Genomic DNA, 23349 nt, shown 5'->3' on the forward strand with positions numbered 1-23349 from the left:
CGGACTCCAGGATGTCCACCACCGGCTGGATTTCGTCCTTTCGGGGGGTGATTCTCATGGCGCACGATCTTGGACAGGCGGCATGTGCATGGCCAGATCCTTCTCGGCTACTTCAGCTCGCAGCGCTGTACCGAAGTCCTCAATCAGCCAGACGCGCTGCTCTCGGTAGCTCGGGTCGACGCGTAGCAAAACGACCCGGGTACCGCGAGGCAGTTCGTGCATTAGCTCGGCGGTGTCGCCCGTGACGAAGGCCGCGTCGCCGGTGGCGAACGCCGAGGTGACTTCGGCATCAGCGTCCATCTTCCACCGCACGAGTTCCCCCAGCGCCAGGTTGAACATGACGGCGGCGGCGTGGTCCTCGTCGTCCTCGTCGCACAGCCACTGCATCAGGTGCCGGAATGCGCTGGCCTTCGCGCGATCCAGTTCCTCCTTTCCTCGGGCCTTCTCCCAATTGCGGTCGCTGTACTTCTGCGCGCCGCGTGCCAGCAGCAAAGCGAGCCGAGTGAGCATCTGCTCCTCGTACGGGATGCCCTCCGGCAGTAGTAGGTCGAACCGCGGCTTGCCCTCCTGGGCGTCGCGCACCATGCCGGAGTCAAACTCCTGGCGCTCGCCGCACCCGCCACCGCCGCGCCGGTGCCACTGAAGGTGCTCACACACAACGTGATGTTCCTGCCGCAGTCGCTCTTCCCGAACTGGGGCCAGGTCAAGCGGGCAGATCTGATCGCCGAGGCCGCCTACGTCACCGGCCAGGACGTGGTCGTCCTACAGGAGATGTTCGACAACGAGACATCCGACCGGCTCAAGGAAAGCCTCTCCGGGCAGTATCCCCATCAGACGCCCGTCCTCGGCCGGTCACGGTCGGGCTGGGACGCCACCATGGGCGCCTACTCCAGTGCCACCCCGGAGGACGGCGGGGTCACGATCCTGAGCAAGTGACCCATCCTCGAGAAGGTCCAGTATCCGGTCGCGGCAGCTCTCTGACGCGCCCGGGGTGAGGTGACGTAGCCACTCTCGCGTCGTGGTCAGAGTGGGTCGGTGCGGCCTAGCTCCCAGCAGGCGACGGCGGTGGCGGCGGCGACGTTGAGCGAGTCGACGCCGCGCCGCATCGGAATCACCACCCGGACGTCGCTGGCGTCCATCGCCGCCCGGGTCAGGCCCGCGCCCTCCGCGCCGAGCAGCAACGCCGAGCGCCCCCGCTGACCCGGGTCGAGACGCTGGATCGGCACCGCGTCCGGGGCGGGAGTCATCGCCAGCACGGTGAACCCCGCCGCACGGACCTTGGCGAGCGCACCCGGCCACGGGTCCAGTCTCGCGTACGGCACCGCGAACACCTCGCCCATGCTCACCCGTACGCTGCGCCGGTAGAGCGGGTCGGCGCAGGTGGGCGAGAGCAGCACCGCGTCGACGCCGAGCCCGGCCACGGCCCGGAAGATCGCGCCGAGGTTGGTGTGGTTGTTGACGTCCTCGAGGACCACCACGCGGCGGGCGCCGGCGAGCACCTCCGCCGGCGCCGGCAGCGACCGGCGCCGGAACGACGCCAACACTCCCCGGTGCACGTGAAAACCAGTGGCCTGGTGCAGAACCTCCGGCGTCGCCGCGTAGATCGGTGTGTCCCCGGTGTCCAGGTCGGCGAGCTGGTCGACCCGCTTGGCGTCCACCAGGTACGACCGGGCCGGGTAGCCCGCCCGCAACGCGCGGCGGAGCACCAGCTCCCCCTCGGCGATGAACAGGCCGTGCGGTGGCTCCCACCGGGTCCGCAGCTCCACGTCGGTCAGCGCGCGGTAGTCGGCGATCCGGTCGTCGTCGGGTTCGGTGATGAGGTGGACGGGCACCCGCCGATTCTGCCGGACGGCGTCCGAGCCCCCGGCGGGCGCCGTCCGGCGGCCCGATCCCGACGGCACCGGCGACCCCGATCCGGTCGGCACCGGCGGCCCGGTCCCGACGGCTGAGGGGGTTGGCCCCGGTACGACGCCCGGCGTCGCGATGGGTTCCCTCGCTGTCACCCGCGGCGGTCGAGCCAGCGGCGGAAGTCGGCGAGCGGGTCGTCCGCCGGGTCCCGCTCCGGCCGACGGCGGTCGAGTTCCGGGCGCTCGACCCGACGGTGTGGGTCGCCCACCAGCTCGGGGCTGGGCGCGGCGAACGCCTTTTCCGGCTGCCCGTCGACCGCGGTGGCGATCACCCGCGCCACCGCGTCGATCACCTCGGCCTGCACGGCGGCGCCCACCGCGTCGGTCGCGTCGTCGGGGTTGGCGGCGATCCCCGCCACCGCCACCTGCGGGGTGAAGCCGACGAACGTCTCGGTGGCGTTCCCCTCGGAACTACCGGTCTTGCCGGCGACCGGGCGGCCGTCGAGAATCCGGTTCACGGAGGTGGCGGTGCCGCCGTTGCACTGGCCGAACGGCGACTGCTGGCCGACCGGGCAGCGGGCCGCGTCGGTGGCGGCGCGGGCCACGTCCGCGTCGAGCACCCGCTTGCAGGACGGCTCCACCGGCACCGTCGAGCCGTCCGGCGCGGTCACCGAGACCACCGGCAGCGGCTCGCAGTAGATTCCCTCGGCGGCCACGGTGGCGTACGCGTTGGCCAGATCCAGTGGGGTGGTCGCGGCCACGCCGAGGGTGAACGAGCCCCAGTTCTCGGCGGCGTCGGCGGCGAAGGCGGCGTCGGCGTCGGCCCGGAAGGTGATGCCGAGCCGCTGGGCCATCTCGACCACCTTCTCCGGCCCCACCTGCTCGGCCAGCCACACGAAGTAGGTGTTCACCGAACGGCCGAAGCCGTCCCACATCATCCGGTAGCCGTCCATCCACTCGGGGTTGGCGTTGGCTGGGCACCACCGGTCGCCGCAGGCGGCATCGCCCTCCGCGGCGTACCGGGTCGGCAGGCGGCTCGGCGCGTCGAAGCCGGTGGACAGCGGTTTGCCGGCCTCCAGCGCGGCGAGCATGGTGAACAGCTTGAACGTCGACCCGGCCTGGTAGCCCTGGACACTGTCACCGCCGGAGATCAGCGGGTTGACCGTGTTCGGCCGGTTGTTCGCGCCGTCCGGGTTCGCGTCCAGGCTGTAGTGCCGGTTGACGGCCATCGCCAGGACCCGACCGGTGCCGGGCTCGACGGCGGCGATCGGCAGCGCCCGTTTGCTGTCGTACCCGTAGACGCCGGTGGCCTGCTGCTGCGCGGTGGCCTGGACCTGCGGGTCCAGCGAGGTGACCACGGTGTAGCCGCCGCGGCGCAGCGTCTGCTCCCGCTCCTCGACGGTCTCGCCGAAGGCCGGCTGGTCGAGCCACCACCGGCGCAGGTAGTCGCAGAAGAAACCCCAGTCGTCGTGGCCGTCGGCCAGCGCGGTGCACCCGTTGGGCTGGGCCGTCGGGCGCAGGGCGAGCTTCTCGGCCTTCGCCGCCGCGGCCTGGTCCGCGGTGATCGCGCCGGTGGCGGCCATCGCGTCGAGCACGTACGCCCGCCGGGCGAGCGCCGCGTCGGTGTCGCCGTCGATCGGGTTGTACGCCTCGGGCGACTGCACCAGACCGGCGAGCAGGGACGCCTCGGCGAGGGTCAGATCCGCGGGTGTCTTGGCGAAGTAACGCTGGCTGGCCGCAGCGATGCCGTACGCCCCGGAGCCGAAGTACGCGATGTTCAGGTAGCGGTTGAGGATCTCGTCCTTGCTCAGGCGCTGCTCCAGCGCCTTGGCGTACCGGATCTCCTGGAGTTTGCGCCCGGCGGTCTGCTCGGTGGCGGCGGCGCGCTCCTCGGCGGTGCGGCTCGGGTCGGTCTTGAGCACGTTGCGGACGTACTGCATGGTCAGCGTCGAACCGCCCTGCGTGGTCTCGCCGGTGGCGTTGGCGACCAGCGCGCGGGCCATCCCCCGCAGGTCGACGCCGCTGTGGTCGTAGAAGCGGCGGTCCTCGGCCGCGACGATCGCCGCCCGCATCGTCGGGGCGATCTCGTCCAGCGGCACGTCGGTGCGGTTGACGTCGTAGAACGTCGTGATCAACGTCTTGCCGTCGTTGGCGTAGACGTAGGAGCGCTGGGGGGTGGCGGGGGTGCGCAACGCGTCCGGCAGGGCCGCGTAGCCCCCGAGCGCCGCACGGGTGGCGAGCCCGAGCAGCAGGTTCCCCGGCAGCGCCACGACCGCCAGGAGCAGCCCGGCGAGCACGCCGGCGAGCAGCACGGTGAACAGCCGCGACAGCGGAGCACGGGAGGCCATGCCGCCCAGGATTGCCGCCCGAGCGGCCAACCGACCACCCTCAGCGCCCTCTTGTCAGCAACCTCACCACCCATGACCAGCAGATTCCCAGCCAGCCCAGCTGTCTCGGCCGCGCCTGGGCCCGGCGGCGGCGCTGCTCGCTTCGCGGTCACCTGCCCCGGTCGACGGGTGGCGGGCGGGTGGGTGGGGATCAGGTGGGGAGGGGACCCTGGGGGGTGGTGGGAGCGGTGGGGGCTCCGGGGGTGGTGAGGCTCGCGTTGGTGGCGTCGCGGATGATGTCGCGCGGGAGCAGGCGGCCGGAGCGGTATCCGATGCCGATACCGGCGATCAGCACGAAGATCGCACCGAAGGTCTGCAACGAGCCGATCAGCGAGCCAGCCAGGCCGAGCAACGGCGCCGCGATCATCAGCATGGCGCCGTCACCGATGCTGAACATGCCCGAGCGGGCGACTCCCCATCCGATCGCGAGCCACCCCACGCTGTAGCAGGCGGAGCCCACGAGCACGAGCGTGCGGGCGGTGGTGCCGAAGACCGGCGTCTGCTCGGCGAAGCCGGCGAACGGCAGCATGAGGACCGTCCCGGCGAGGCTCAGCAGCAGCCCGGTCACCGCGGCACGCCGGCTGCGGGTCGCCACGAGCAGCCCGGTCAGGGCGAGCACCGCGAGCAGCCCGAGCCACACGGCCGCCACCCACCCCACCAGGTAGAGGGGTCGGCCGTCGGCCGGGTACGGGTCGTTGCCGATCCCGCCGTCGCTGGCCATCGACACCAGGCCGAGAAGGATCGCGTACGTGGGAAGCAGCCAGACCGCGGCACGGGCCAGCCGCCGCAGCGACCAGGCCCAGGTGGCGTTGGTGGCCGGCGGGGCCGGCGGCGGCTCCCCGACGAACGGCAGCACCCCGAAGCCGCCGCCGGTACGCCGCGTGCCGAGCGGGCCGGCCGGGTCGTGCGCGCCGGGCACCGCCGCCGAGGATCGGAACCGCTTCGCCGGGTCGTTCATGCGTCACCTCGCTCCCACCCGAGCGGTGCGACACGCCGGGGTGCCCCGGCGCCTGGTCACCGCCCGTCTCCTAGGACCGATGGTGGCAGGCGCCGGAGCACCTCATGAGAAGTTCTCGTATTTGGCTCGAGGGCGCCCGCTCAGCCCCGCTCGCGCTGATCGGCCGGATCAGCGAGCAGGCTGGACGGGGAGACCGGCTCCGGCGCGGGCAGCCCCTGCGGCCCCTTTCCGCCGCTGGCCTGCGCCTCCGCGACGCGAACCTCGTCGTGGATCTCCTGGGCCGCGGCGGCCGCCGCCTGCGCGGCCTCGGCGGCCTCCCGCTCGACCTGGCTGGCGCCGTCGGACGCCTCCGGCGACGGCACGTCGCCGGCCATCCGACTCAAGCCGCCCAGCGCGCCGCCCATACCCTCCAGGGCCTTGGTCAACTCGGCCGGGACGATCCAGACCTTGTTGGCGGAGCCGTTGGCGATCTGCGGCAGCGCCTGAAGGTACTGGTAGGCGAGCACCTTCTGGCTCGGGTTCGCCTGGTGGATGGCGTCGAAGACGGTGCGGACCGCCTTCGCCTGCCCCTCGGCCTGGAGGATCCGGGCCTGCCGGTCACCGTCGGCGCGCAACACCGCCGCCTGCTTCTCACCCTCGGCGGTGAGGATCTGCGACTGCTTGTGCCCCTCGGCGTTGAGGATGGCGGCGCGGCGGTCCCGCTCGGCGCGCATCTGCTTCTCCATCGAGTCGCGGATGCTCGGCGGCGGCTCGATCGCCTTGATCTCCACCCGGGTGACCTTGATGCCCCACCGGCCGGTGGTCTCGTCGAGCACGCCGGAGAGGTGTCGGTTGATCTCCTCACGGCTGGTCAGCGCCCGCTCCAGGTCGAGCGACCCGATCACGTTGCGCAGCGTGGTGACGGTGAGCTGTTCGATGGCCTGGAGGAAGTTCGAGATCTCGTACGTCGCCCGGACCGAGTCGACCACCTTGAAGTAGAGGACAGTGTCGATCGAGACGACCAGGTTGTCCGAGGTGATCACCGGCTGGGGTGGGAAGCTGACCACCTGTTCCCGCATGTCGACCTTGGTACGCACCGAGTCGACGAACGGCACCAGCAGGTTGAGCCCCGGATCCAGGGTGCGCTTGTACCGACCGAGCCGCTCCACCACGTCCTGGCGCTGCTGCGGCACGATCCGCACCGACTTCGCCAGGGTCACCACCGCGATCACCGCAACGGCTATCAGCAGGACCGGAAACACAATTTCCATTCGTTCACCTTTTCGCTTCGGGAAGCTCGCCGGGGAAGAAATGTCATCCCGCCACACCAGGGCGGTGGCGCCGCGCACCTGGATCACCTGCACCCGGTCACCCGGAGCGAAGACCTGGGTCGCGTCGTAGGGGCGGGCCTGCCACATCTCGCCGTCGATCTTGACAAGGCCGTGGTCGGTGTCGACCCGCTCCAGCACGGTGGCGGTCGACCCCTCGATCGCCCCGACGCCGAACGACTGCTCGTCGCCCGCCGCGAGTGAGGTGCGGCGGCGCAGCGTCGGTCGGACACCCACCACGGTCAGCGCCGACACCACGGCGAAGACGACCGCCTGGATCTCCACGGGGGCGCCGAGCGAGGCGGCGCCCGCGGCGGCGAACGCACCGACCGCAAACATGATCAGGAAAAGCGTCGTCGTGAAGATCTCGGCGATGGCGAGCACCACGCCGAGCACGATCCACAGCACCGCGTCCACCCTACGATCGTGACACGGCAGTGCACCTGTCATCGAACCGACATGATCAGTGAGGCTCCCGGCGCGACGGCGCCGGCACCACGACGCCGCGGACGTCGCCACCCTCGGCCTCACCCGCGACCTGGACGACGAGCCGCGACGACACCCGGCGGGCCGGCCGGAGCGACCCGCGCGGACGCGGACCAACAGCGGCCGGGCCGGCTGCCGGGGGCTGACGACGGGGTGGTTCACGTCTGCCGGGGTGGCTCAGTCCTCGGCGTCGCCCGCCGAGGCGGTGACAAAGTCGATCAGGCGCTCCATCGCGTTGATCAGCGGCGTCTCCACATCGGCGAAGCTGGTGACCCGGGAGAGGATGTGCCGCCACATGTCGGCGGGCTCGGCCACGCCGAGGGCGGCGCAGACCCCCTCCTTCCAGGGCTGTCCGGGTGGCACCACCGGCCAGGCCGGGATGCCCAGCGCCACCGGCCGGACCGCCTGCCACACGTCCACATAGGGATGCCCGGTCACCAGCACGTGCGGGGACGCCACCCGGGCCACGATCCGGCTCTCCTTGGAGCCGGTCACGAGGTGGTCGACGAGCACGCCGAGCCGCCGTCCGGGCCCGGGAGCGAAGTCGCGTACCTGCGTGTCGAGGGCGTCGATCCCGTCCAGCTGTTCCACGACGACGCCCTCGACCCGCAGGTCGTCGCCCCAGATCCGCTCGACCAGCGCGGCGTCGTGGACGCCCTCCACCCAGATCCGGCTGGCCTTGGCGACCCTGGCCCGGACGTCGTCGACCGCGATCGAGCCGGAGGCGGTCCGCCGTCGGGCCGCCGGCACCGCGGCGCGCGCCGGGCGGCGCAGCGTCACCGGCCGGCCGTCGAGCAGGAACGCCGCCGGCAACAGGGGAAAGTTGCGCCGCCGCCCGTGCCGGTCCGCCAACACCACGGCTCCGGACTCGAACCCGACGACCGCACCGCAGAATCCCGAGTCGGCGTCCTCGACCACCAGGTCGATCTCCGCGTCCACCTCCGGGGTGACCCGACGCCGCCGCCAGTCCCCTGCCAACACATCGTCCGTGTACCGCCCCGCCATGTCGATCACGCTATCTTCGCCGCCCGGACCCGCAGCGCACGACGCGCCGCCCCGTCTTCGCCGAGCTTGCGCCGTTGATCCGGGTGAATGCGCACAAAGGCGATGAAAAGCTGACTTCAGCTCCGTGATCGGTGTGGCTGGGGCGTGGGGGTGCGAGTCGGGCAGGCGGGGCGGCAGTCGAGACAGGGCGGGGCGTCAGCACGTACCCTTTTCGGCATGTCCACCCCCGCAGCGGGCGCGGCCATTCTCGCGCCGCGCCGGTCCAGCCGGTTCGTTGCCTGGGTACGCGCGTGGCGCGCCGGGCTGGTGCCCTTCGACGAAGTCGCCGACGCCATCGCCGGCACCGAGGAACACCTCGTCGCCGACGCCCCCGGCACCTGGACCGACGTCCCGCTGCCCGAGGCACTGCCGGCCCTCGCCAAAGTCTCGCCCGACGACATCCGCCTGGTGCTGCCTGCCCCGGGAGACCCCCGCGGGCTGCCCGGGCCGGGTGACTTCGCCGGCGCGGCGTTGCTCGCGGGGGAGGCGGTGGTCGCCGGCGCTCTCGGGCTCATCCCGCAGGTGCGCACACACACCTCCGGCTCCGGCGACACCTTCGAGACCGTGCTGTGGCGGGTCTATCCGCTGCCCGCGGACGCGCCGGCGGCATCGCTCACGCTGCCCGGCGCGGCGGAGGCGGAGGCGGAGCTGGCCGCCGCCCTGGCCGAGACCACCACGGCGCTGACCCGGCTGGACGTGGCGCAGTGGCGCCCCGAGCTGGCCGGAGCGCTGGAGGCGCTGCGCCGTCCCGACAGCACCACCGACCTGCCGCCCGGCTTCGATCCGCGGGCCCGCCGGCTCTTCGCCCGCGCCGCCGTGCTGGACCGGGTGCTCGCCCTGGCCGGGCACGCGGCGCCCGGAGGCGCGATCAACAACTACGAGGCCCAACAGCGTGACGCCGCGTTGCGCCCACTGACCACCGCATGCCGACAGGCGCTGGTCGCCGCGTGCAACGCCCCGCTGCGCCCCTAGCGACACCCGCCGCAACCGGCGAGAGCCTCGCCGGTTGTCACGGGAGGCCGGTGGCGAAGCTCTCGACGGGCCGGCCGAACCCGTCGCCTCCCGACCCGGTGCCGGGGGTCAGATCTCGTCGATCAGGTCGGCCACGGAGTCGACGATCCGGGACGGGCGGTACGGGTACCGCTCAGCCTCGACACGATTGCTGATCCCGGTGAGCACCAGGATGGTCTCCAGCCCGGCCTCCAGGCCGCAGAGGATGTCGGTGTCCATCCGATCGCCGATCATCGCCGTGCTCTCCGAGTGGGCGTTGATGGTGTTCAACGCGGAACGCATCATCATCGGGTTCGGCTTGCCGACGAAGTACGGCTCCACACCGGTCGCCTTCGAGATCATCGCGGCGACCGAACCGGCGGCCGGCAGCGCGCCCTCGACCGAGGGGCCGGTGGCGTCGGGGTTGGTGCAGATGAACCGAGCCCCGTCGTTGATCAGTCGGACCGCCTTGGTGATCGCCTCGAAGCTGTAGGTACGGGTCTCCCCCAGCACCACGTAGTCCGGCGCGAAGTCGCTGAGCACGTAGCCGACCGCGTGCAGCGCCGTGGTCAGCCCGGCCTCCCCGATCACGTACGCGGTGCCGCTCGGCCGCTGGTCCACCAGGAACTGCGCGGTGGCCAGCGCGGACGACCAGATCGCGGACTCCGGGACGTCCAGTCCCATCCGGGCCAACCGCGCCTGCAGGTCACGTGGCGTGTAGATCGAGTTGTTGGTCAGCACCAGGAACGGCTTGCCGGAGGCACGCAGCCTCGCGATGAACTCCGGCGCACCGGGTACCGGCTGGCCCTCGTGGACCAGGACCCCGTCCATGTCGGTGAGCCAGCTCTCGACGGGCTTGCGGTCATGCATCAATCCATCCCAAGGGGTGTCGGGCGGCGGCGGTCAGGCGGGGCGGCCGACCGGGACGCAGCAGACCGTCGGGCAGGTGTCCCACATCGGCAGCTCGCCGAGGCGGCGACGCAACGTCGCGCCCTCCGGCTCGGTGCGCTCCCGGACCAGTTCACGGACCATCGCCACGAAACGCGGGTCGGTGCCGGGCGTGCCGGCACGGACGAAGTCCAGGCCGAGCCGCTTGGCCGTCTCGAGAGCCTCGGTGTCGAGGTCCCACACCACCTCGAGATGGTCGGAGACGAAGCCGATCGGGCTGACCACCACGCTGCTGACACCCTGCTCGGCGAGTGCGCCCAGGTGGTCGTTGACGTCCGGCTCCAGCCACGGCACCTGCGGCGGACCGGACCGACTCTGCCAGACCAGGTCGTACGGCAGGTCCGGCGCGGCGGCCGCGTGCACCAGCCGGACGGTCTCGGCCAGTTGGGCGGTGTACCGGCCGCCGTGCGGCCCGGCACCGGCCGCCATCGACGTCGGGATCGAGTGGGCGGTGAACACGACGCGGGTGCCGTCCCGCTTCGCCGGATCGAGGTGGGCCAGCGCCGCCCGCAGCGCGTCGGCGTGCGGCTCGACGAACCCGGGGTGGTCCCAGAACTGCCGCAGCTTCTCGATGACCGGGGCGTCCGGGCCGACCGCGGCCCGGGCGGCGGCGATGTCCTCCTGATACTGCCGGCAGGACGAGTAACCGCCGTACGCGCTGGTCACGAACGCCAACGCTCGGGTGACCCCGTCGTCGCGCATCCGCGCCACGGTGTCGGCGAGCATCGGGTCCCAGTTCCGGTTGCCCCAGTAGACCGGCAGGTCGACACCGTTGGCGGCGAAGTCCTCCCGGACCGCGGCGAGCAGCTCCCGGCACTGCTGGTTGATCGGCGAGACCCCGCCGAAGCGCAGGTAGTGCTCGGCGACCTCGGTCAGCCGCTCCGGCGGCACGCCCCGCCCCCGGTCACGTTCTGCAGGAACGGCATCACGTCCTCGGGCCGCTCCGGCCCGCCGAAGGAAACCAGCACCACCGCGTCGTACGTCATGGTCCTATTGTTGCCCGCCACCCCGGTCCGGCCGGCGACGGCCCCGATCCCGGGGACGTCAGGAAGAGGCCTGCCCCGTGCTCAGGCGCCGATGGCGTGGTAGCCGCCGTCGACGTGGACGATCTCGCCCGTGGTGGCCGGGAACCAGTCCGACAGCAGGGCCAGGCAGGCCCGGGCGGCCGGCTCGGAGTCGGTCAGGTTCCAGCCCAGCGGCGCCCGCTCCGACCAGGCGTCCTCGAACTGCTCGAAGCCGGGAATCGACTTGGCGGCGATGGTGCGCAACGGACCGGCCGCGACCAGATTGCTGCGGATGCCCTTCGGCCCGAGGTGCAGCGCGAGGTACCGGCTGGCGGACTCCAGACCCGCCTTGGCGACACCCATCCAGTCGTAGACCGGCCAGGCTTTGGTGGCGTCGAACGTGAGGCCGACCACGGCGCCGCCCGCGGACATCAGCGGCAGCGCCGCCATCGCGAGGGACTTGTACGAGTAGGTGGAGACGTGCACCGCGGTCGCCACGTCCTCCCAGGGTGCGTCGAGGAAGCCACCGCCGAGGCAGCTCGGCGGGGCGAACCCGATCGAGTGGACCACGCCGTCGAGGCCGTCGACGTGCTCGCGGACCCGGTCGGCGAGGCCGGCGAGGTGTTCGGTGTTGGTCGCGTCCAGCTCGATCACCGGCGCCGGCTCGGGCAGCCGCTTGGCGATGCGCTCGACCAGGGAGAGTCGGCCGTAGCCGGTGAGCACGACCTGCGCGCCGTTCTCCTGGGCGAGCCGCGCCACCGAGAAGGCGATCGACGCCTCGGTGATCACCCCGGTCACCAGCAGCCGCTTGCCGGCCAGCAGTCCTGACATGTCGGTGTTTCCTCCGTGCTCTCTCAGTGCCCCATGCCCAGGCCGCCGTCGACCGGGATGATCGCACCGCTGATGTAGGCCGCCGTGTCCCCGGCCAGCCAGGTGACCACGCCGGCGACCTCGTCGGGGCTCGCGAATCGGCCCGCCGGGATGGCCTTGCGGTACTCGGTGCGGCGCTCCTCGGGCAGCGCGGCGGTCATGTCGGTGTCGATGAAGCCGGGGGCGACGACGTTCGCGGTGATGTTGCGGCTGCCCAGTTCCCGGGTGATCGAGCGGGCGACACCGACCAGGCCCGCCTTGCTGGCCGCGTAGTTGACCTGGCCCGGTCCGCCGTACAGGCCGACCACCGACGAGATGAAGACCATGCGTCCCCACTTGGCGCGCAGCATCCGCCGGGAGGCGCGCTTGGCACAGCGGAACGCACCGGCGAGGTTGGTGTCCACGACGCGGCTGAACTGCTCCTCCGACATCCGCGTCAGCAACGTGTCGTCGGTGATGCCGGCGTTGGAGACCAGCACCTCCACCGCGCCCAGCTCGGCCTCGACCGTGGTGAACGCGGCATCCACCGAGTCGGCGTCGGTGACGTCGCAACGGACACCGAACAGCCCCTCGGGCGCGTCGCCGCTGCGGTGGGTCACCGCCACCCGGTCGCCCTGCTTGGCGAAGGCCTGCGCGATCGCCAGGCCGATCCCCCGGTTGCCACCGGTCACCAGCACGGTACGGGCCACGGTTCCCCCTTGCTCAGCCGATCTCTTCGGTCGCGTCGGAGCCTAGGGGTTACCGGCGGGTAAGCGCTAACGCCCGGCATGTCATTCCAGGGGACGAGATCCGGTCCGTCCATGGCGGGAACGGGCCCTGGCGCTCGGCGTCAGCCGCCTGCTTCCTGGGCGCCGCGAACGATCGCCAGGGGTCTTGTGGGGGCTCAGGCCCACCGACGGCACGCTGGTCGGCCCGGCGTAGGTGGGCCGCCTGCGCACGCTGGTCGGTCAGGCGTCAGGTTGATCGCGCCGCGCACCGAGCACCGCGCGGACGACGGCATCGGCATCCCGGAGGTTGGGAAGCACCACGTTGGCCCCCTTGGCGGTCAGCGACTCCACGTCGTACTCGCCCGTGGCCACGCCCACCACGTAGGCGCCACCGCCCAGGCCGGCTTCGATGTCCCGCGGGGTGTCTCCGATCAGCACCGTGGTATCCGGTTCGAACCTGATGCCGTACTTCGCGGCGGCCTTCGTCCGCGCGACCCGCACCAGATCGGTACGTACCTCGGAATCCGAGCCGTACGCGCCCACCTCGTAGTCGAGACCGCCGTCCAGGCCGAAGACGGAGGTCTTGACCCGGGCGTTGTGCACGGTGTTGCCGGTCAGCACCGACTGGACCACGTTGCCCTGCCGGCCCAGCGCCGCGATCGCCGCCGGCGCCCCCGGCTCGGTGTGTCCGCGTTCACGCAACCGCGGCACGAGCGACTCGAACACCGCCGCCATCGTCTGTACCGCCCGGTCCAAAAGCGCGGGCGTGGCTTCGATGCCGTGCTGTCGCAGCATCGATCTCAGGACCGCGGGGTCGGTCTTCCCGTCCGTTGTGACCGGGCGTTGCAGCGGCCTCCCGGTCAGCCGGGTGAACGTCAACGCGTACGCCTCCTTGCTCACCCCACCGTTGTCGATCAGGGTGCCATCGATGTCCCAGAGCACCAGCAGCGGGCGCGACGCGAAACGGTCAGCCATGACGCGGCCGGGCCTGCACCGTCAGCGACGTCGGGACGGTCGCCGTGCCACGCGCCCGCGCCGTCCGGTCGGGACGGAGACTGTGGTCGAGGCCGAGGGCGCCGGGACGCGGAGGGCGGGCCGACGCAACGCGGTGCGCCGATCCGCTGCCGGCGTGCCCGACCCGTCGGGCGCGGTTGCCCCGGTGTGTCACGTGGACCTTTGTAGCATCAGTCCCTCCACGGGACAGGCCGATGACGGCAGCTGCTGCCTGTTCGGTACGACCACGGACACCGGGTTCCGCCGAGGTCAGGTCGGGTCAGGCCCGTCGGGACGCCCCGGCCAGTAGCGCCACAGCCACGGCGCTACCGGCCGCCGTTCCCAGCAGGACACGCGTGACCGCCACCGCCAGGTCCGATTGCTCGATCAGCGTGCCGGCGGCCGCGACGGCGATGCCGGAGCCCGTGAGCAGGACCGCGAGGGTGACACCGGAGGCCTCACCTGCCCGCTCGGCCGGCACCATGGCCTGGGTGCCCAGGTTGGTCAGGGTGAACCCGGTGCGGTAGCCGAGCCCGGTCACCGCCAGGCCGAGCAGATACGGACCGAGGTCGCCACCGAAGGAAACCACGAGCAGACCGCACGCCCCAACCATCGTGGCCGTGGCGATCAGAAGAGGAACGCCGAGACGCTCGCTGAGGCGGCCCGCGAGCGGGCCCGAAACTCCGCCGCTGATGGACGCGGCGAGCACGGCCACGCCCGCGACGAACGGCGAGTAGTCCCTCACCTGCTGCAGGTGGATGGTCGTCGCGAACACCGCGACGACGAAGGCGATGTTGGCGATCATTCCCATCAGGGTCACGATCACGTACCGCCTGTCGTGGAACAGGTCGAGCCTGACCAATGGGTTCGTTGTTCTCTGCTCGCGCAGGACGAACACGGCCAGCAGCAGGAGACCGCCGACGGCGAGGGCTGGTGGCGCCGCCGGCGGCCAGGCACGCACGCGGTCGACGGCGATGGTTACCGCCGCTATCGCGAGCACCACCGCGACAAGACCGGGCAGGTCGATCGACCGCGGCACGGTGGGGTCGCGCGACTCCCGCAGCCATCCGGCGACGGCCGCGAGGGCGACGACGCTCAGCGGGAGGTTCACCAGAAGCACGCTCCGCCAGCCGATCAGCTCGGTGACGCCGCCACCGAGCAGGGGCCCCAGTGCCAGTGACACCGCTCCGATGCCGTAGGCGTTGCCGATCGCTCGTTTCGCCTGCCGCCCCGGGAACACGTCGGTGATGACGGCGAAGGCGAGCGGGTACACGATGCCGGCGCCGCCACCCTGCACGATCCGGAAGGCGATCACGACCGGCGCGGTGGGGGCCAGGCCCGCTCCGAGCGAGGCCACGCCGAAGACCACCAATCCGGCGAGGAGTACGCGCTTGCGGCCGAGGATGTCGCCGAGCTTCCCGCCGGGAACGAGGAACGCCGCCTGCGCGAGGATGTAGCCACTGACGACCCACTGCAGGTCCGTGGTGGACGTGCCCAGTTCCGCGGCCATCGCGGGCAGTGCGAGGTTCAGCGCGTAGAAGTCGAGCTGGACGACGAAGATGCACAACGACGCGGCGATCAGCGTCAGATTGCGGCGAGGCGGGGCGGTCCCACCGGCCTCGGTGCCGCCACGATCGGGGCGCCTGTGGTGGCGTGGGCGAAACGACACGCCAGATATTACCATTCATCACGTTTCCGCCCGGTTTTCTCCCTGGTCCGCGCGGCGTCGATCCGCTCCCGCAACGCGGTGCGCGGCAGCCCGCTCCGCGTCCCGGCACCCGGCGGACGCCGGCTGGCCCCGCCGACGGTGGCACTGCTCCGCGCGGCCGTACCAGGCCGCCAGCCACGCCGCGTCGGCCACGGGGGCGGGGTGCGTCCGCCCGTGTCGGCGGATGTATGATGACTCGCGTTTGCGAGCCGGTGTCCGGCTCGCCGCCCAGGCCCGCCGAACGCAGGAGGTGATCGCTGTGCGAGATAGCGATCCTCCCAGTCGTGGCCGGGCCGACCGTCAGTCCCGCTGAGCCCTGACCCGCCAGCCCGGCTGACCAGCCCCCGCTCCCCCGCACCACCCAACCCGGCTTCCGGCCGCGTCGACCAGTGGGGTGCGGCCGGAGCCGCCCGGTCACGACTTCGTGTGCGCGTTCTGACCCATCCCCGCGGGCTGTCCACCGCGCCCAGTCGCCACCGGAGCCAATCCCATGAGCCGTTACGTCGCCCCGTTGGGCTTCACCCTGGCCGCCGTCTGGGTGGCCGTCCTGTTCGTCCTGGCCAACGGCGGTCACTGACCTGGTCGCGGCGTGACCAGGTCAGCGGATCCGTCAGAGGATCCGGGACGACCACAGCAAACTGGCCGCCCCGGCGCAGAGCGCGAGCAGCAGGGCCACTCCCGCGTACCACTGGATGATCTCGCGGGGTTCGGTCCGAAACCCGATCGAGGAGCCCATGTCCTGGTAGACCTGCTTCAGCTCGGTCACCGAGGCCGCCTCGTAGTAGAACCCCTCGGTCGTCTCCGCCAGCTCCGCCAACGCCAGCCGGTCCACCGGCACCCGCTGCAACTGGCCGCCGATGTCGACCCGGCCACCGTCGGTGCCGAACGCGATGGTGGAAACCGGCACGTTGGCCGCCTGCGCCGCCGCGGCCGCCTCCTCGACCGACCTGCCGGAGGTGCGGTAGCCGTCGGAGAGCAGCACGATCCGCGCCGGCGGGATTCCCTGGGCTCCGTCGGCCGGCACCGAACGGATCGCCTCCAGGCAGGTGAAGACCGCCTCTCCGGTCGCCGTGGACTCGGCCAGTGTCAGCCCGTCGATGGCGGCGACCACGGCCGGCCGGTCCTTCGTCGGGGAGACCAGCACGTTGGCCGCCTTGGCGAACGAGACCAGGCCGAGGTTGTAGCTCTCCGGCAGCTCGTCGACGAACTGCTTCGCCGCCTCCTGGGCCGCCTCCAGCCGGTTCGGCGGCACGTCGTCGGCCTGCATGGACAGCGACACGTCGACGGCCAGCATGACCGTGGCCCGTTCCAGCGGCTCCCGGGTGTCGACCGCCGGCCGGGCCAGCGCGGTCGCCAGCACCAGCAGGCAGAGCAGGAACGCGGTCGCCGACACGTGCCGGCGCCAACCCAGGCCCTTCGGCGCGAGCGTCCGCAGCAGGTCCACGTTGGTGAAGCGCATCGCGTACGCGCGGCGGTGCAGCTGACGCCACACGTAGAGCGCGGCCAGGGCGAACACCGGCAGCACGGCCAGCAGCCACCACGGTTGCAGAAAACGGATCATCGTGTCGTCCCCCGGGTGCGGGCGTGCCGCTGCGCGGCGACGAAACGCACCATGTCCAGCAGCCAGTCTCGGTCGGTGCGCAGTCGTAGCTGGGCGGCACCGGCGGCGCGCAGCGCGGTGGCGATGCCGGCCCGCTGCTCGGCCGCCGCCTCGGCGTACCGGTGCCGTAGCCGCGGGTCGGCGGTCTGCACCTCGTGCAGCTCGCCGGTCTCCGGGTCGACCACCGGCAGGACGCCGACGTCGGGCAGCTCCAGCTCGCGCGGGTCGACCACCTCCACGGCCAGCACGTCGTGCCGTACCCGCAGCTTCCGCAGCGGGCGCGCCCACTGCGCCGGCGGCGCCAGGAAGTCGGAGACGACCACCGCCAAACCCCGCCGGCGGGGCGGGCGGTTCAGCATGTCCACGAGAACACCGAGGTCACTGCGACCGGGGCGGATCTCGGTGCCGGCGATCGCCCGCACCAGACCCTGCGCCTCCTTGCGTCCCGAGCGAGCGGGTAGCCGGGTGAACGCGCCCGGCCCGGAAGCCGGTGGCCGGCGCCGCCAGCCACTCCCACCGGGCTCGCCACCGGTGCCGATCACCGCGCCGATCCGGTTGCCGCCGCGCACGGTCAGGTGGGTCAGCGCCGCGGCAGTCGCCACCACCAGGTCCCGCTTCAACCAGCCGCCGGTGCCGAAGTCCAGGCTCGCCGAGAGGTCCACCGCGAGCCACGTCTCCAGCTCCCGGTCGGCTACCGTACGCCGAACGTGCGGCAGGGTCGTCCGAGCCGTCACCGGCCAGTCCATCCGGCGTACGTCGTCGCCGGGCCGGTACTCGCGAGACTCTCCGGCCTCGCTACCGGGACCGGGCAGCAGGCCGACGTAGTCGCCCTGAAGCAGACCGTCGAGCTTGCGGGTGACGAGCAGTTGCAGGCGGGACAGGACGGCTTCGGTGCGGTCGCGGGGGGCGGCGTCGGGGGGCCGACGGGTGGGTGGGGTCACGGCCGCTGCCCGGGCCAGCCGGTGCCCGGTGGCGCGGCGGCCGGTGGCGCGGCGGCCGGTGAGGGGATGGCCTGCTGCCGGGGCGTGACCGACGGCAGCGGGATCGTCGACATCACCCGGTACACAACGTGGTCGGGCGGAACGTCGTCGGCGAGCGCGTCGTAGCTGAGCACCAACCGGTGCCGCAGGATGTCGGGCGCGATGTCCTGCACGTCCTGCGGCAGCGCGTAGTCCCGCCCGCGCAGCAGCGCCAGGGCCCGCGTGGCCCGGACCAGGCCGAGTGACGCGCGGGGGCTGGCGCCGTACTGGATGAGCTGGGCGACGTCCGGCATGCCGTGCTCGGCCGGGCTCCGGGTAGCCAGCACCAGCCGGACCGCGTAGTCGACCAGGGCGTTGTGCACGAACACCTGGTCGGCCTTGCGCTGCAGGGCGGTCAGGTCGCTGGTGGTGAACACCGGCATGGGCTCCGGCGGCGCCACGCCCATCCGGTAGACGATCTCCCGCTCCTCGATGTCGGTCGGATACCCAACAATGATCTTCATGAGAAAGCGGTCCCGCTGCGCCTCCGGCAACGGGTAGACACCCTCCTGTTCGATCGGGTTCTGGGTGGCCATCACCAGGAACGGGTCCGGCACCCGGTGGGTTTCCCCACCGATCGACACCTGCCGCTCACTCATCACCTCCAGCAGCGCCGACTGCACCTTGGCCGGCGCCCGGTTGATCTCGTCGGCGAGCAGGAAGTTGACGAACACCGGCCCCAGCTCGACGTCGAACTTCTCGCTCGACTGCCGATAGATCCGGGTGCCCATGATGTCGGCCGGCACCAGGTCGGGGGTGAACTGCACCCGCGCGAACGAGCCGCCGACAACCTTGGCCAGCGTCTCCACGGCGAGCGTCTTCGCCACCCCCGGGACGCCCTCCAGCAGGCAGTGGCCCCGGGCGAGTAGCGCGACCACCAGCCGCTCCACCATCCGGTCCTGCCCGACGATCACCCGCTTGATCTCGAACAGCGCCCGCTCCAACAGCGTGGCGTCCTCGGCCGGCGTGGTCGCCGGAGCGGGTCTCTCCGGGCTCGACCCGTCAGGGGTCGCGCCGTCGGGCGTGGTCGGCTGGGCCACCGGTCCTCCACAGCATGATCGGTTGTCGGGCGTAGTCGGTTGTCGGGCGTAGTCGGTTGTCGGGCGTAGTCGGTTGTCGGGCGTAGTCGGTTGTCGGGCGTAGTCGGTTGTCGGGCGTAGTCGGTTGTCGGGCGTAGTCGGTTGTCGGGCGTAGTCGGTTGTCGGGCGTAGTCGGTTGTCGGGCGTAGTCGGTTGTCGGGCGTAGTCGGTTGTCGGGCGTAGTCGGTTGTCGGGCGTGGTGCGTTACAAGACTGACATGCCCGGCCGCGCACCGAGGTAGCGAGAACCCGATTCTTGCCACGGCGTCCCGCACCGGGAATCGCCGATCACGGGGCTGGAAGAACCCGACCGGTACGTGTACGATTCACCCCGTCGCCGGGCGGCTCCCCCCGTGGCCGCCCGGCGCTCTTCACTTCTCCCCCTCGCCCTAGAATGGCCGGGATGGACGACCCCGCAATCGACGCCCTGACCTGCTCGGCCCGTGGCTGCCGTGCTCCCGCGGAGTGGGCACTGCGGTGGAACAATCCCCGCCGGCACGAGACCGACCGACGCAAGACCTGGCTGGCCTGCGGCGAGCACCGCCCCTCACTCGGCGACTTCCTCGACGTACGTGGCTTCCTGCGGGAGGTCGTACCGGTCGCCGGATCGCCTACCCTCGAGTCGTGAGCGAGCACAAGGGATTCCCGTGGTGAGTGGTGACGACCTCGCCGGACCGCCGCCCGCGCCGCCGCCGGTCGGTCCGCCGCCGGTCGGTCCGCCGCCGGTCGGTCCGCCGCCGGTCGGTCCGCCGCCGGTCGGACCACCGCCGACCGGGCCGCTCGACCCGTGGCCGGAGGCCATCCGGTGGCAGCCCGTCTCGTCGGACCTGATCTGGGTCGAGCTGCTGCGGTTGGCCGCCTTCCTGCTCGTCGTCGTGCTCGGGCTCGCCGTCGGCTGGGCGGTCAGCGGCAGCGGACTGTTCGGGGTGGCACTCGCCGGGGTGGCCCTGGTGGGCGTGCTGCGCACGATCACCATCGTGCGGGCCGTGCACGCCTGGGGGTACGCCGAACGCGAGGACGACCTGCTGGTCCGGCATGGTCTGCTGGTCCGCCGGCTGTCGATCGTCCCGTACTCGCGGATGCAGTTCGTCGACGTCAGCGCCGGTCCGTTGGAGCGCGCTTTCGGTCTGGCCACCGTGCAGCTGCACACCGCCGCGGCGGCCAGCGACGCCCGGGTGCCGGGACTGCGCCCCGCCGAGGCGTCCCGACTGCGCGACCGACTCACCGCGCTCGGCCGGGACCGGGCGGAGGGCCTGTGAGCGAACCGGTCAGGCGGGACCCGGACGAGGTCGGGCCGACCGCCCCACAGCCACACCCGGGCCCGTACCCGCCCGCCGGGGCGACCCCCTTCTCCCCGCCCCCGCCGTACCCAGCCCCGGGGCCGGGCACGCAGCCCGGCGGGTACGGCACTCAGCCGGGCGGGCACGGCACGCAGCCGGGCGGGCACGGCACGCAGCCCGGCGGGCACCCGCAACCACCACACCCGGCCAACCCGCCCCACCCCGGTGCGGCGTTCCCCCCGCAATACCCACCCGGCGTGCCCTACCCGCCGACCCCGCGCTCCGACCTCCCGCCCGGCGCGGAACCCCGGCAGCGACTGCATCCGCTCTCCCCGGCGCTGCACGGCGCCAAGTCACTGGTGGTGGTGATCGCCGGGCTCTCCTGGTCGACGTTGTCCCGGGTGGGGTTCGGCTGGTTCGCGGTGATGGCGGCGATACTCGCCCTGGGCGCCACCGTGCTGGCGGTGATCAGCTGGTACAACACCGGCTACCACGTGGTCGGCCGCGAGCTGCGGGTGTACGAGGGGCTGCTGTGGCGGCGCTCCAGGGCCATCCCGCTGGAACGGCTCCAGGCCGTCGAGGTGGTCCGGCCGTTGCTCGCTCAGCTCACCGGCCTCGCCGAGCTGCGGCTGGAGGTGGTCGGCGGCGGCAAGACCGAGGCGCCGCTGGCGTACCTCGGCGTGGCCGACGCGATCGCCCTTCGGCAGCGGCTGCTCGCCCTGGCCGGGCGTACCCCGCCGGACCCCGCCACGCCGGCGGCCCCGGCGGCGGACGCGGCGCCAGCCGGAGCCGCCGCCGTCCCGCCCGGCCGTCCGCTGCACGCCGTCCGCAACAAAGACCTGCTGCTCAGCCAACTGCTCACCCCGCAGGCGTTCCTGATCCCGTTCGGCGTGGCGTTCGTGGCGACGCAGTTCCTCTCCACCGGGTCCTGGTCGTTCATCGCCATGGCGAGCACGCTGACCGCCATGGCCGGCGTGCTGCTGCAACCGATCCGCCGGGTGCTCGACGACTGGGACTTCCGGTTGGCCCGCGACGCCGACACGCTGCGCATCCGCAACGGGCTGCTGGAGACCCGCGCGCAGACCGTGCCGCTGCACCGGGTGCAGACGGTCGGGGTGACCTGGCCGCTGCTGTGGCGGGTCAAGGGGTGGCTGCGGCTGCGGCTGGAGGTCGCCGGCTACTCCGCCGGCGAGGTCGACGAGCGCAACCGTCCCGACCGGCTGCTCCCGGTCGGCGACCTGCAAACGGCCGAGGCGATCCTCACCGAGGTGCTGCCCGGGGTGCACCTCGGTGAGCTGCCGCTGACCGCACCGCCGACACGCGCACGCTGGCTGAATCCGCTCAGCCGGCGGGTGCTCGGCGCGGGGCTGCACGAGAAGGTCTTCACCGTCCGCTCCGGCCTGCTCACCCGGCAGGTGGCCGTGGTGCCGTACGCCCGCATCCAGAGCGTGCGGGTGGTGCAGGGGCCAGTCCAGCGGTGGCTGCGGCTGGCAACGGTGCACGCCGACACGGCCGGCGGCGCCGGTGCCGCGGCGAGCGACCGGGACCTGGCCGAGGCGTGGGGCCTGGCGGCCGAGCTGACATCCCGCGCGCACGCCGCGCGCCGCGCCAGCTGACCACCCGCGGTCAGCGGGCGGTAGGTTTCGGCGATCACAATCCTTCCGGGCGGCGCACCGGTTCGCTGGCCGGATACCTGCGTTACCTCCTCCCACGGCCCGTTCCGCGTCCCACCAGCGCACCCCGGGCTGATAACGGTGGCAGGCCGATGGAGAGTCGGCGGTTCGGCGCAGGCGTGGCCCGGGGATGGCGGAGCGCTTAGGCTGTGGCCATGCAGGAGCAGCCCTTCACCGCGGGGTTGGCCGCCCGGGTCGAGCTGACCGTCACCGAAGCCGACACCGCCCAGGCAGTCGGCTCCGGGGACGTGCCGGTGCTCGGCACGCCGCGGGTCCTCGCGCTGGTCGAGGCGGCGACGGTCGCGGCGACCGCCACCCGGACGCCGATCGACACGACGACTGTCGGCGTACACGTCGAGCTGGCCCACCGGGCCGCCACCCCGGTCGGGCGCACCGTCGTGGCGCGGGCCAACCTCGTCAAGGTCGACGGGCGGCGGCTGCTGTTCGAGGTGTCGGTCACCGACGGCGACACGACGGTCGCCGACGGACGGGTGGAGCGACTGGTGGTCGACCGGCAGCGCTTCGTGGAGCGCGCCACGCGGTCGTCATGACCGGCGGCTTCGGCACCGGCCGCTTCGTCGAGGTCGCCGACCGGGTACACGTCCTGCGCGAGCCGCTGCTGCGGGTCAACGTCACCCTGGTCGTCGGCGACGGCGAGGCGCTGCTGGTCGACACCCTTTCCACGGCCCGCCAGGCCGCGGAGCTGGCTGAGGCCGCCCGGGCGGTCACCGCCCACGCGTGGACGGTGGTGAACACCCACCACCACTTCGACCACTGCTTCGGCAACGCCACGCTCGCCGGCGACCCGCCCCGGCCGGTGTACGCCCACGAGCACGCCTCCGCCGCCCTGCGCGATCCGGACCGGCTGCGCCGGCAAGCGCACGCCGAGATGCGCGACGATCAGCCGACGCTGGCGGACGAGCTGGCCCGCACCGAGCTGCTGGCGCCGACGCACACCGTGCACACCAGCACCACGCTCGACGTGGGCGGCCGGCAGGTGGTGTTGCGCCATCCGGGTCGTGGGCACACCGCCGGGGATCTGGTGGTACGGATACCCGACGCCGACGTGCTCGTCGCCGGTGACCTCGTCGAGCAAGGCGGGTCGCCGGCGTTCGAGGAGTCGTACCCGTTGCAGTGGCCGGAGGCGGTCGCCGAGCTGCTACGGATGACCACCCCGTCGACGGTGGTCGTGCCCGGCCACGGTGAGCTGGTCGACGCCGACTTCGTCCGCGCCCAGCATGCCCAGCTCGCCGACCTCGCGTGGCTCATCCGCGCCGGCCACACCGGCGGTGCACCACCGGAGCGGGTGGCGGCGGAAGCCCCTTTCGGCGCCCGCCCCGCCCTGACCGCGGCCCGCCGCGGCTACGCCGAACTGGACGGCACCCACTGACACGCGAGCCGCCCCGGCGCAACCCCGTTCGGGTGCTGCCGCGGGCAGCGGGTGACCACG

At 72.4% G+C, this 23349-nt stretch carries 20 protein-coding genes and 3 pseudogenes; 7 read left to right on the forward strand and 16 right to left on the reverse strand.

The features are described 5' to 3' along the window. Positions 1-54 precede the first annotated feature (54 nt). Positions 55-657, reverse strand: a complete 603-nt coding sequence (locus tag QTQ03_RS09525; RefSeq protein ID WP_289277668.1) for a dATP/dGTP diphosphohydrolase domain-containing protein — start codon at positions 655-657, stop codon at positions 55-57. Between QTQ03_RS09525 and QTQ03_RS09530 the strand changes: the two are divergent. Further along, positions 568-933 (forward strand): annotated as a pseudogene (locus QTQ03_RS09530) (sphingomyelin phosphodiesterase); the annotation flags it as partial. The gene QTQ03_RS09525 and the pseudogene QTQ03_RS09530 overlap by 90 nt on opposite strands. A gap of 89 nt (positions 934-1022) precedes the next feature. Here the strand turns inward: QTQ03_RS09530 and QTQ03_RS09535 are convergent. The 6 genes and pseudogenes from QTQ03_RS09535 to QTQ03_RS09560 all read right to left on the reverse strand — a co-directional run bounded on the left by QTQ03_RS09535 (position 1023) and on the right by QTQ03_RS09560 (position 7990). Continuing rightward, positions 1023-1901 carry a TrmH family RNA methyltransferase gene (locus QTQ03_RS09535; protein WP_289277669.1) on the reverse strand — a complete coding sequence of 293 codons (879 nt, stop codon included), beginning with the start codon at positions 1899-1901 and terminating at the stop codon, positions 1023-1025. Positions 1902-1999: 98 nt separating this feature from the next. Next, on the reverse strand, positions 2000-4195 hold the full coding sequence (locus tag QTQ03_RS09540) for a transglycosylase domain-containing protein (RefSeq protein WP_289277670.1): 2196 nt from the start codon (positions 4193-4195) through the stop codon (positions 2000-2002). Between the two features lie 190 nt (positions 4196-4385). Continuing rightward, positions 4386-5192 (reverse strand): hypothetical protein, encoded by an 807-nt coding sequence (locus tag QTQ03_RS09545; RefSeq protein ID WP_289277671.1) that lies wholly within the window; start codon positions 5190-5192, stop codon positions 4386-4388. A 140-nt stretch (positions 5193-5332) separates the two neighbouring features. Next, a complete protein-coding gene (locus QTQ03_RS09550; protein ID WP_289280748.1) occupies positions 5333-6442 on the reverse strand; it encodes an SPFH domain-containing protein in 1110 nt (369 codons plus the stop codon). A 4-nt stretch (positions 6443-6446) separates the two neighbouring features. Continuing rightward, positions 6447-6916 (reverse strand): annotated as a pseudogene (locus tag QTQ03_RS09555) (NfeD family protein). Between the two features lie 246 nt (positions 6917-7162). Next, on the reverse strand, positions 7163-7990 hold the full coding sequence (locus QTQ03_RS09560) for a DUF3097 domain-containing protein (protein ID WP_289277672.1): 828 nt from the start codon (positions 7988-7990) through the stop codon (positions 7163-7165). A 216-nt stretch (positions 7991-8206) separates the two neighbouring features. On the opposite strand from QTQ03_RS09560, the gene QTQ03_RS09565 reads away from it, so the two are divergent. After that, positions 8207-9001 (forward strand): Rv1486c family protein, encoded by a 795-nt coding sequence (locus QTQ03_RS09565; RefSeq protein WP_289277673.1) that lies wholly within the window; start codon positions 8207-8209, stop codon positions 8999-9001. Between the two features lie 108 nt (positions 9002-9109). On the opposite strand, the gene QTQ03_RS09570 is transcribed toward QTQ03_RS09565, so the two are convergent. The 9 genes and pseudogenes from QTQ03_RS09570 to QTQ03_RS09610 form a co-directional block, all read right to left on the reverse strand. Continuing rightward, a complete protein-coding gene (locus tag QTQ03_RS09570) occupies positions 9110-9889 on the reverse strand; it encodes an HAD-IIA family hydrolase (RefSeq protein WP_289277674.1) in 780 nt (259 codons plus the stop codon). A gap of 33 nt (positions 9890-9922) precedes the next feature. Beyond that, positions 9923-10953: pseudogene (locus QTQ03_RS09575) on the reverse strand (ferrochelatase). An 81-nt stretch (positions 10954-11034) separates the two neighbouring features. Continuing rightward, on the reverse strand, positions 11035-11802 hold the full coding sequence (fabI, locus tag QTQ03_RS09580) for an enoyl-ACP reductase FabI (RefSeq protein WP_289277675.1): 768 nt from the start codon (positions 11800-11802) through the stop codon (positions 11035-11037). A 23-nt stretch (positions 11803-11825) separates the two neighbouring features. Then, a complete protein-coding gene (gene fabG / locus QTQ03_RS09585; protein WP_289277676.1) occupies positions 11826-12530 on the reverse strand; it encodes a beta-ketoacyl-ACP reductase in 705 nt (234 codons plus the stop codon). A 258-nt stretch (positions 12531-12788) separates the two neighbouring features. Next, the gene (locus QTQ03_RS09590) at positions 12789-13523 is read right to left on the reverse strand and encodes an HAD family hydrolase (RefSeq protein ID WP_353890582.1); all 735 of its coding nucleotides are present in this window, start codon (positions 13521-13523) and stop codon (positions 12789-12791) included. Between the two features lie 298 nt (positions 13524-13821). Next, positions 13822-15225, reverse strand: a complete 1404-nt coding sequence (locus tag QTQ03_RS09595) for an MFS transporter (protein ID WP_289277677.1) — start codon at positions 15223-15225, stop codon at positions 13822-13824. A gap of 634 nt (positions 15226-15859) precedes the next feature. Beyond that, positions 15860-16810 carry a VWA domain-containing protein gene (locus tag QTQ03_RS09600; protein WP_289277678.1) on the reverse strand — a complete coding sequence of 317 codons (951 nt, stop codon included), beginning with the start codon at positions 16808-16810 and terminating at the stop codon, positions 15860-15862. Then, complete coding sequence (locus QTQ03_RS09605) at positions 16807-17808, reverse strand: DUF58 domain-containing protein (RefSeq protein ID WP_289280750.1); 1002 nt, start codon at positions 17806-17808, stop codon at positions 16807-16809. The genes QTQ03_RS09600 and QTQ03_RS09605 overlap by 4 nt, the downstream gene beginning before the upstream one ends. Beyond that, on the reverse strand, positions 17787-18908 hold the full coding sequence (locus QTQ03_RS09610; protein ID WP_289277679.1) for an AAA family ATPase: 1122 nt from the start codon (positions 18906-18908) through the stop codon (positions 17787-17789). Before QTQ03_RS09610 ends, QTQ03_RS09605 begins: the two co-directional genes overlap by 22 nt. Positions 18909-19349: 441 nt before the next feature. Between QTQ03_RS09610 and QTQ03_RS09615 the strand changes: the two genes are divergently transcribed. The 5 genes from QTQ03_RS09615 (at position 19350) to QTQ03_RS09635 (ending at position 23289) form a co-directional block, all read left to right on the forward strand. Next, positions 19350-19574, forward strand: coding sequence for a hypothetical protein (locus QTQ03_RS09615; RefSeq protein ID WP_289277680.1), 225 nt, complete (start codon positions 19350-19352; stop codon positions 19572-19574). A gap of 172 nt (positions 19575-19746) precedes the next feature. Then, positions 19747-20205, forward strand: a complete 459-nt coding sequence (locus QTQ03_RS09620) for a PH domain-containing protein (RefSeq protein ID WP_289280751.1) — start codon at positions 19747-19749, stop codon at positions 20203-20205. Then, positions 20202-21842, forward strand: coding sequence for a PH domain-containing protein (locus tag QTQ03_RS09625; RefSeq protein WP_502889725.1), 1641 nt, complete (start codon positions 20202-20204; stop codon positions 21840-21842). The genes QTQ03_RS09620 and QTQ03_RS09625 overlap by 4 nt, the downstream gene beginning before the upstream one ends. Positions 21843-22054: 212 nt before the next feature. Continuing rightward, complete coding sequence (locus QTQ03_RS09630; RefSeq protein WP_289277682.1) at positions 22055-22450, forward strand: thioesterase family protein; 396 nt, start codon at positions 22055-22057, stop codon at positions 22448-22450. Then, positions 22447-23289 (forward strand): MBL fold metallo-hydrolase, encoded by an 843-nt coding sequence (locus QTQ03_RS09635; RefSeq protein WP_289277683.1) that lies wholly within the window; start codon positions 22447-22449, stop codon positions 23287-23289. Before QTQ03_RS09630 ends, QTQ03_RS09635 begins: the two co-directional genes overlap by 4 nt. The last annotated feature ends 60 nt before the right edge of the window (positions 23290-23349 follow it).

It is taken from the genome of Micromonospora sp. WMMA1363, assembly GCF_030345795.1.
GTDB lineage: Bacteria > Actinomycetota > Actinomycetes > Mycobacteriales > Micromonosporaceae > Micromonospora.

Coding starts and splice junctions, on each gene's coding strand:
- QTQ03_RS09540 (WP_289277670.1), bottom strand. CDS start 4,195: ATGGCCTCCCGTGCTCCGCTGTCGCGGCTGTTCACCGTGCTGCTCGCC.
- QTQ03_RS09635 (WP_289277683.1), top strand. CDS start 22,447: ATGACCGGCGGCTTCGGCACCGGCCGCTTCGTCGAGGTCGCCGACCGG.
- QTQ03_RS09560 (WP_289277672.1), bottom strand. CDS start 7,990: ATGGCGGGGCGGTACACGGACGATGTGTTGGCAGGGGACTGGCGGCGG.
- QTQ03_RS09615 (WP_289277680.1), top strand. CDS start 19,350: ATGGACGACCCCGCAATCGACGCCCTGACCTGCTCGGCCCGTGGCTGC.
- QTQ03_RS09565 (WP_289277673.1), top strand. CDS start 8,207: ATGTCCACCCCCGCAGCGGGCGCGGCCATTCTCGCGCCGCGCCGGTCC.
- QTQ03_RS09590 (WP_353890582.1), bottom strand. CDS start 13,523: ATGGCTGACCGTTTCGCGTCGCGCCCGCTGCTGGTGCTCTGGGACATC.
- QTQ03_RS09630 (WP_289277682.1), top strand. CDS start 22,055: ATGCAGGAGCAGCCCTTCACCGCGGGGTTGGCCGCCCGGGTCGAGCTG.
- QTQ03_RS09550 (WP_289280748.1), bottom strand. CDS start 6,442: ATGGAAATTGTGTTTCCGGTCCTGCTGATAGCCGTTGCGGTGATCGCG.
- QTQ03_RS09545 (WP_289277671.1), bottom strand. CDS start 5,192: ATGAACGACCCGGCGAAGCGGTTCCGATCCTCGGCGGCGGTGCCCGGC.
- fabI (WP_289277675.1), bottom strand. CDS start 11,802: ATGTCAGGACTGCTGGCCGGCAAGCGGCTGCTGGTGACCGGGGTGATC.
- QTQ03_RS09595 (WP_289277677.1), bottom strand. CDS start 15,225: ATGGTAATATCTGGCGTGTCGTTTCGCCCACGCCACCACAGGCGCCCC.
- QTQ03_RS09600 (WP_289277678.1), bottom strand. CDS start 16,810: ATGATCCGTTTTCTGCAACCGTGGTGGCTGCTGGCCGTGCTGCCGGTG.
- QTQ03_RS09570 (WP_289277674.1), bottom strand. CDS start 9,889: ATGCATGACCGCAAGCCCGTCGAGAGCTGGCTCACCGACATGGACGGG.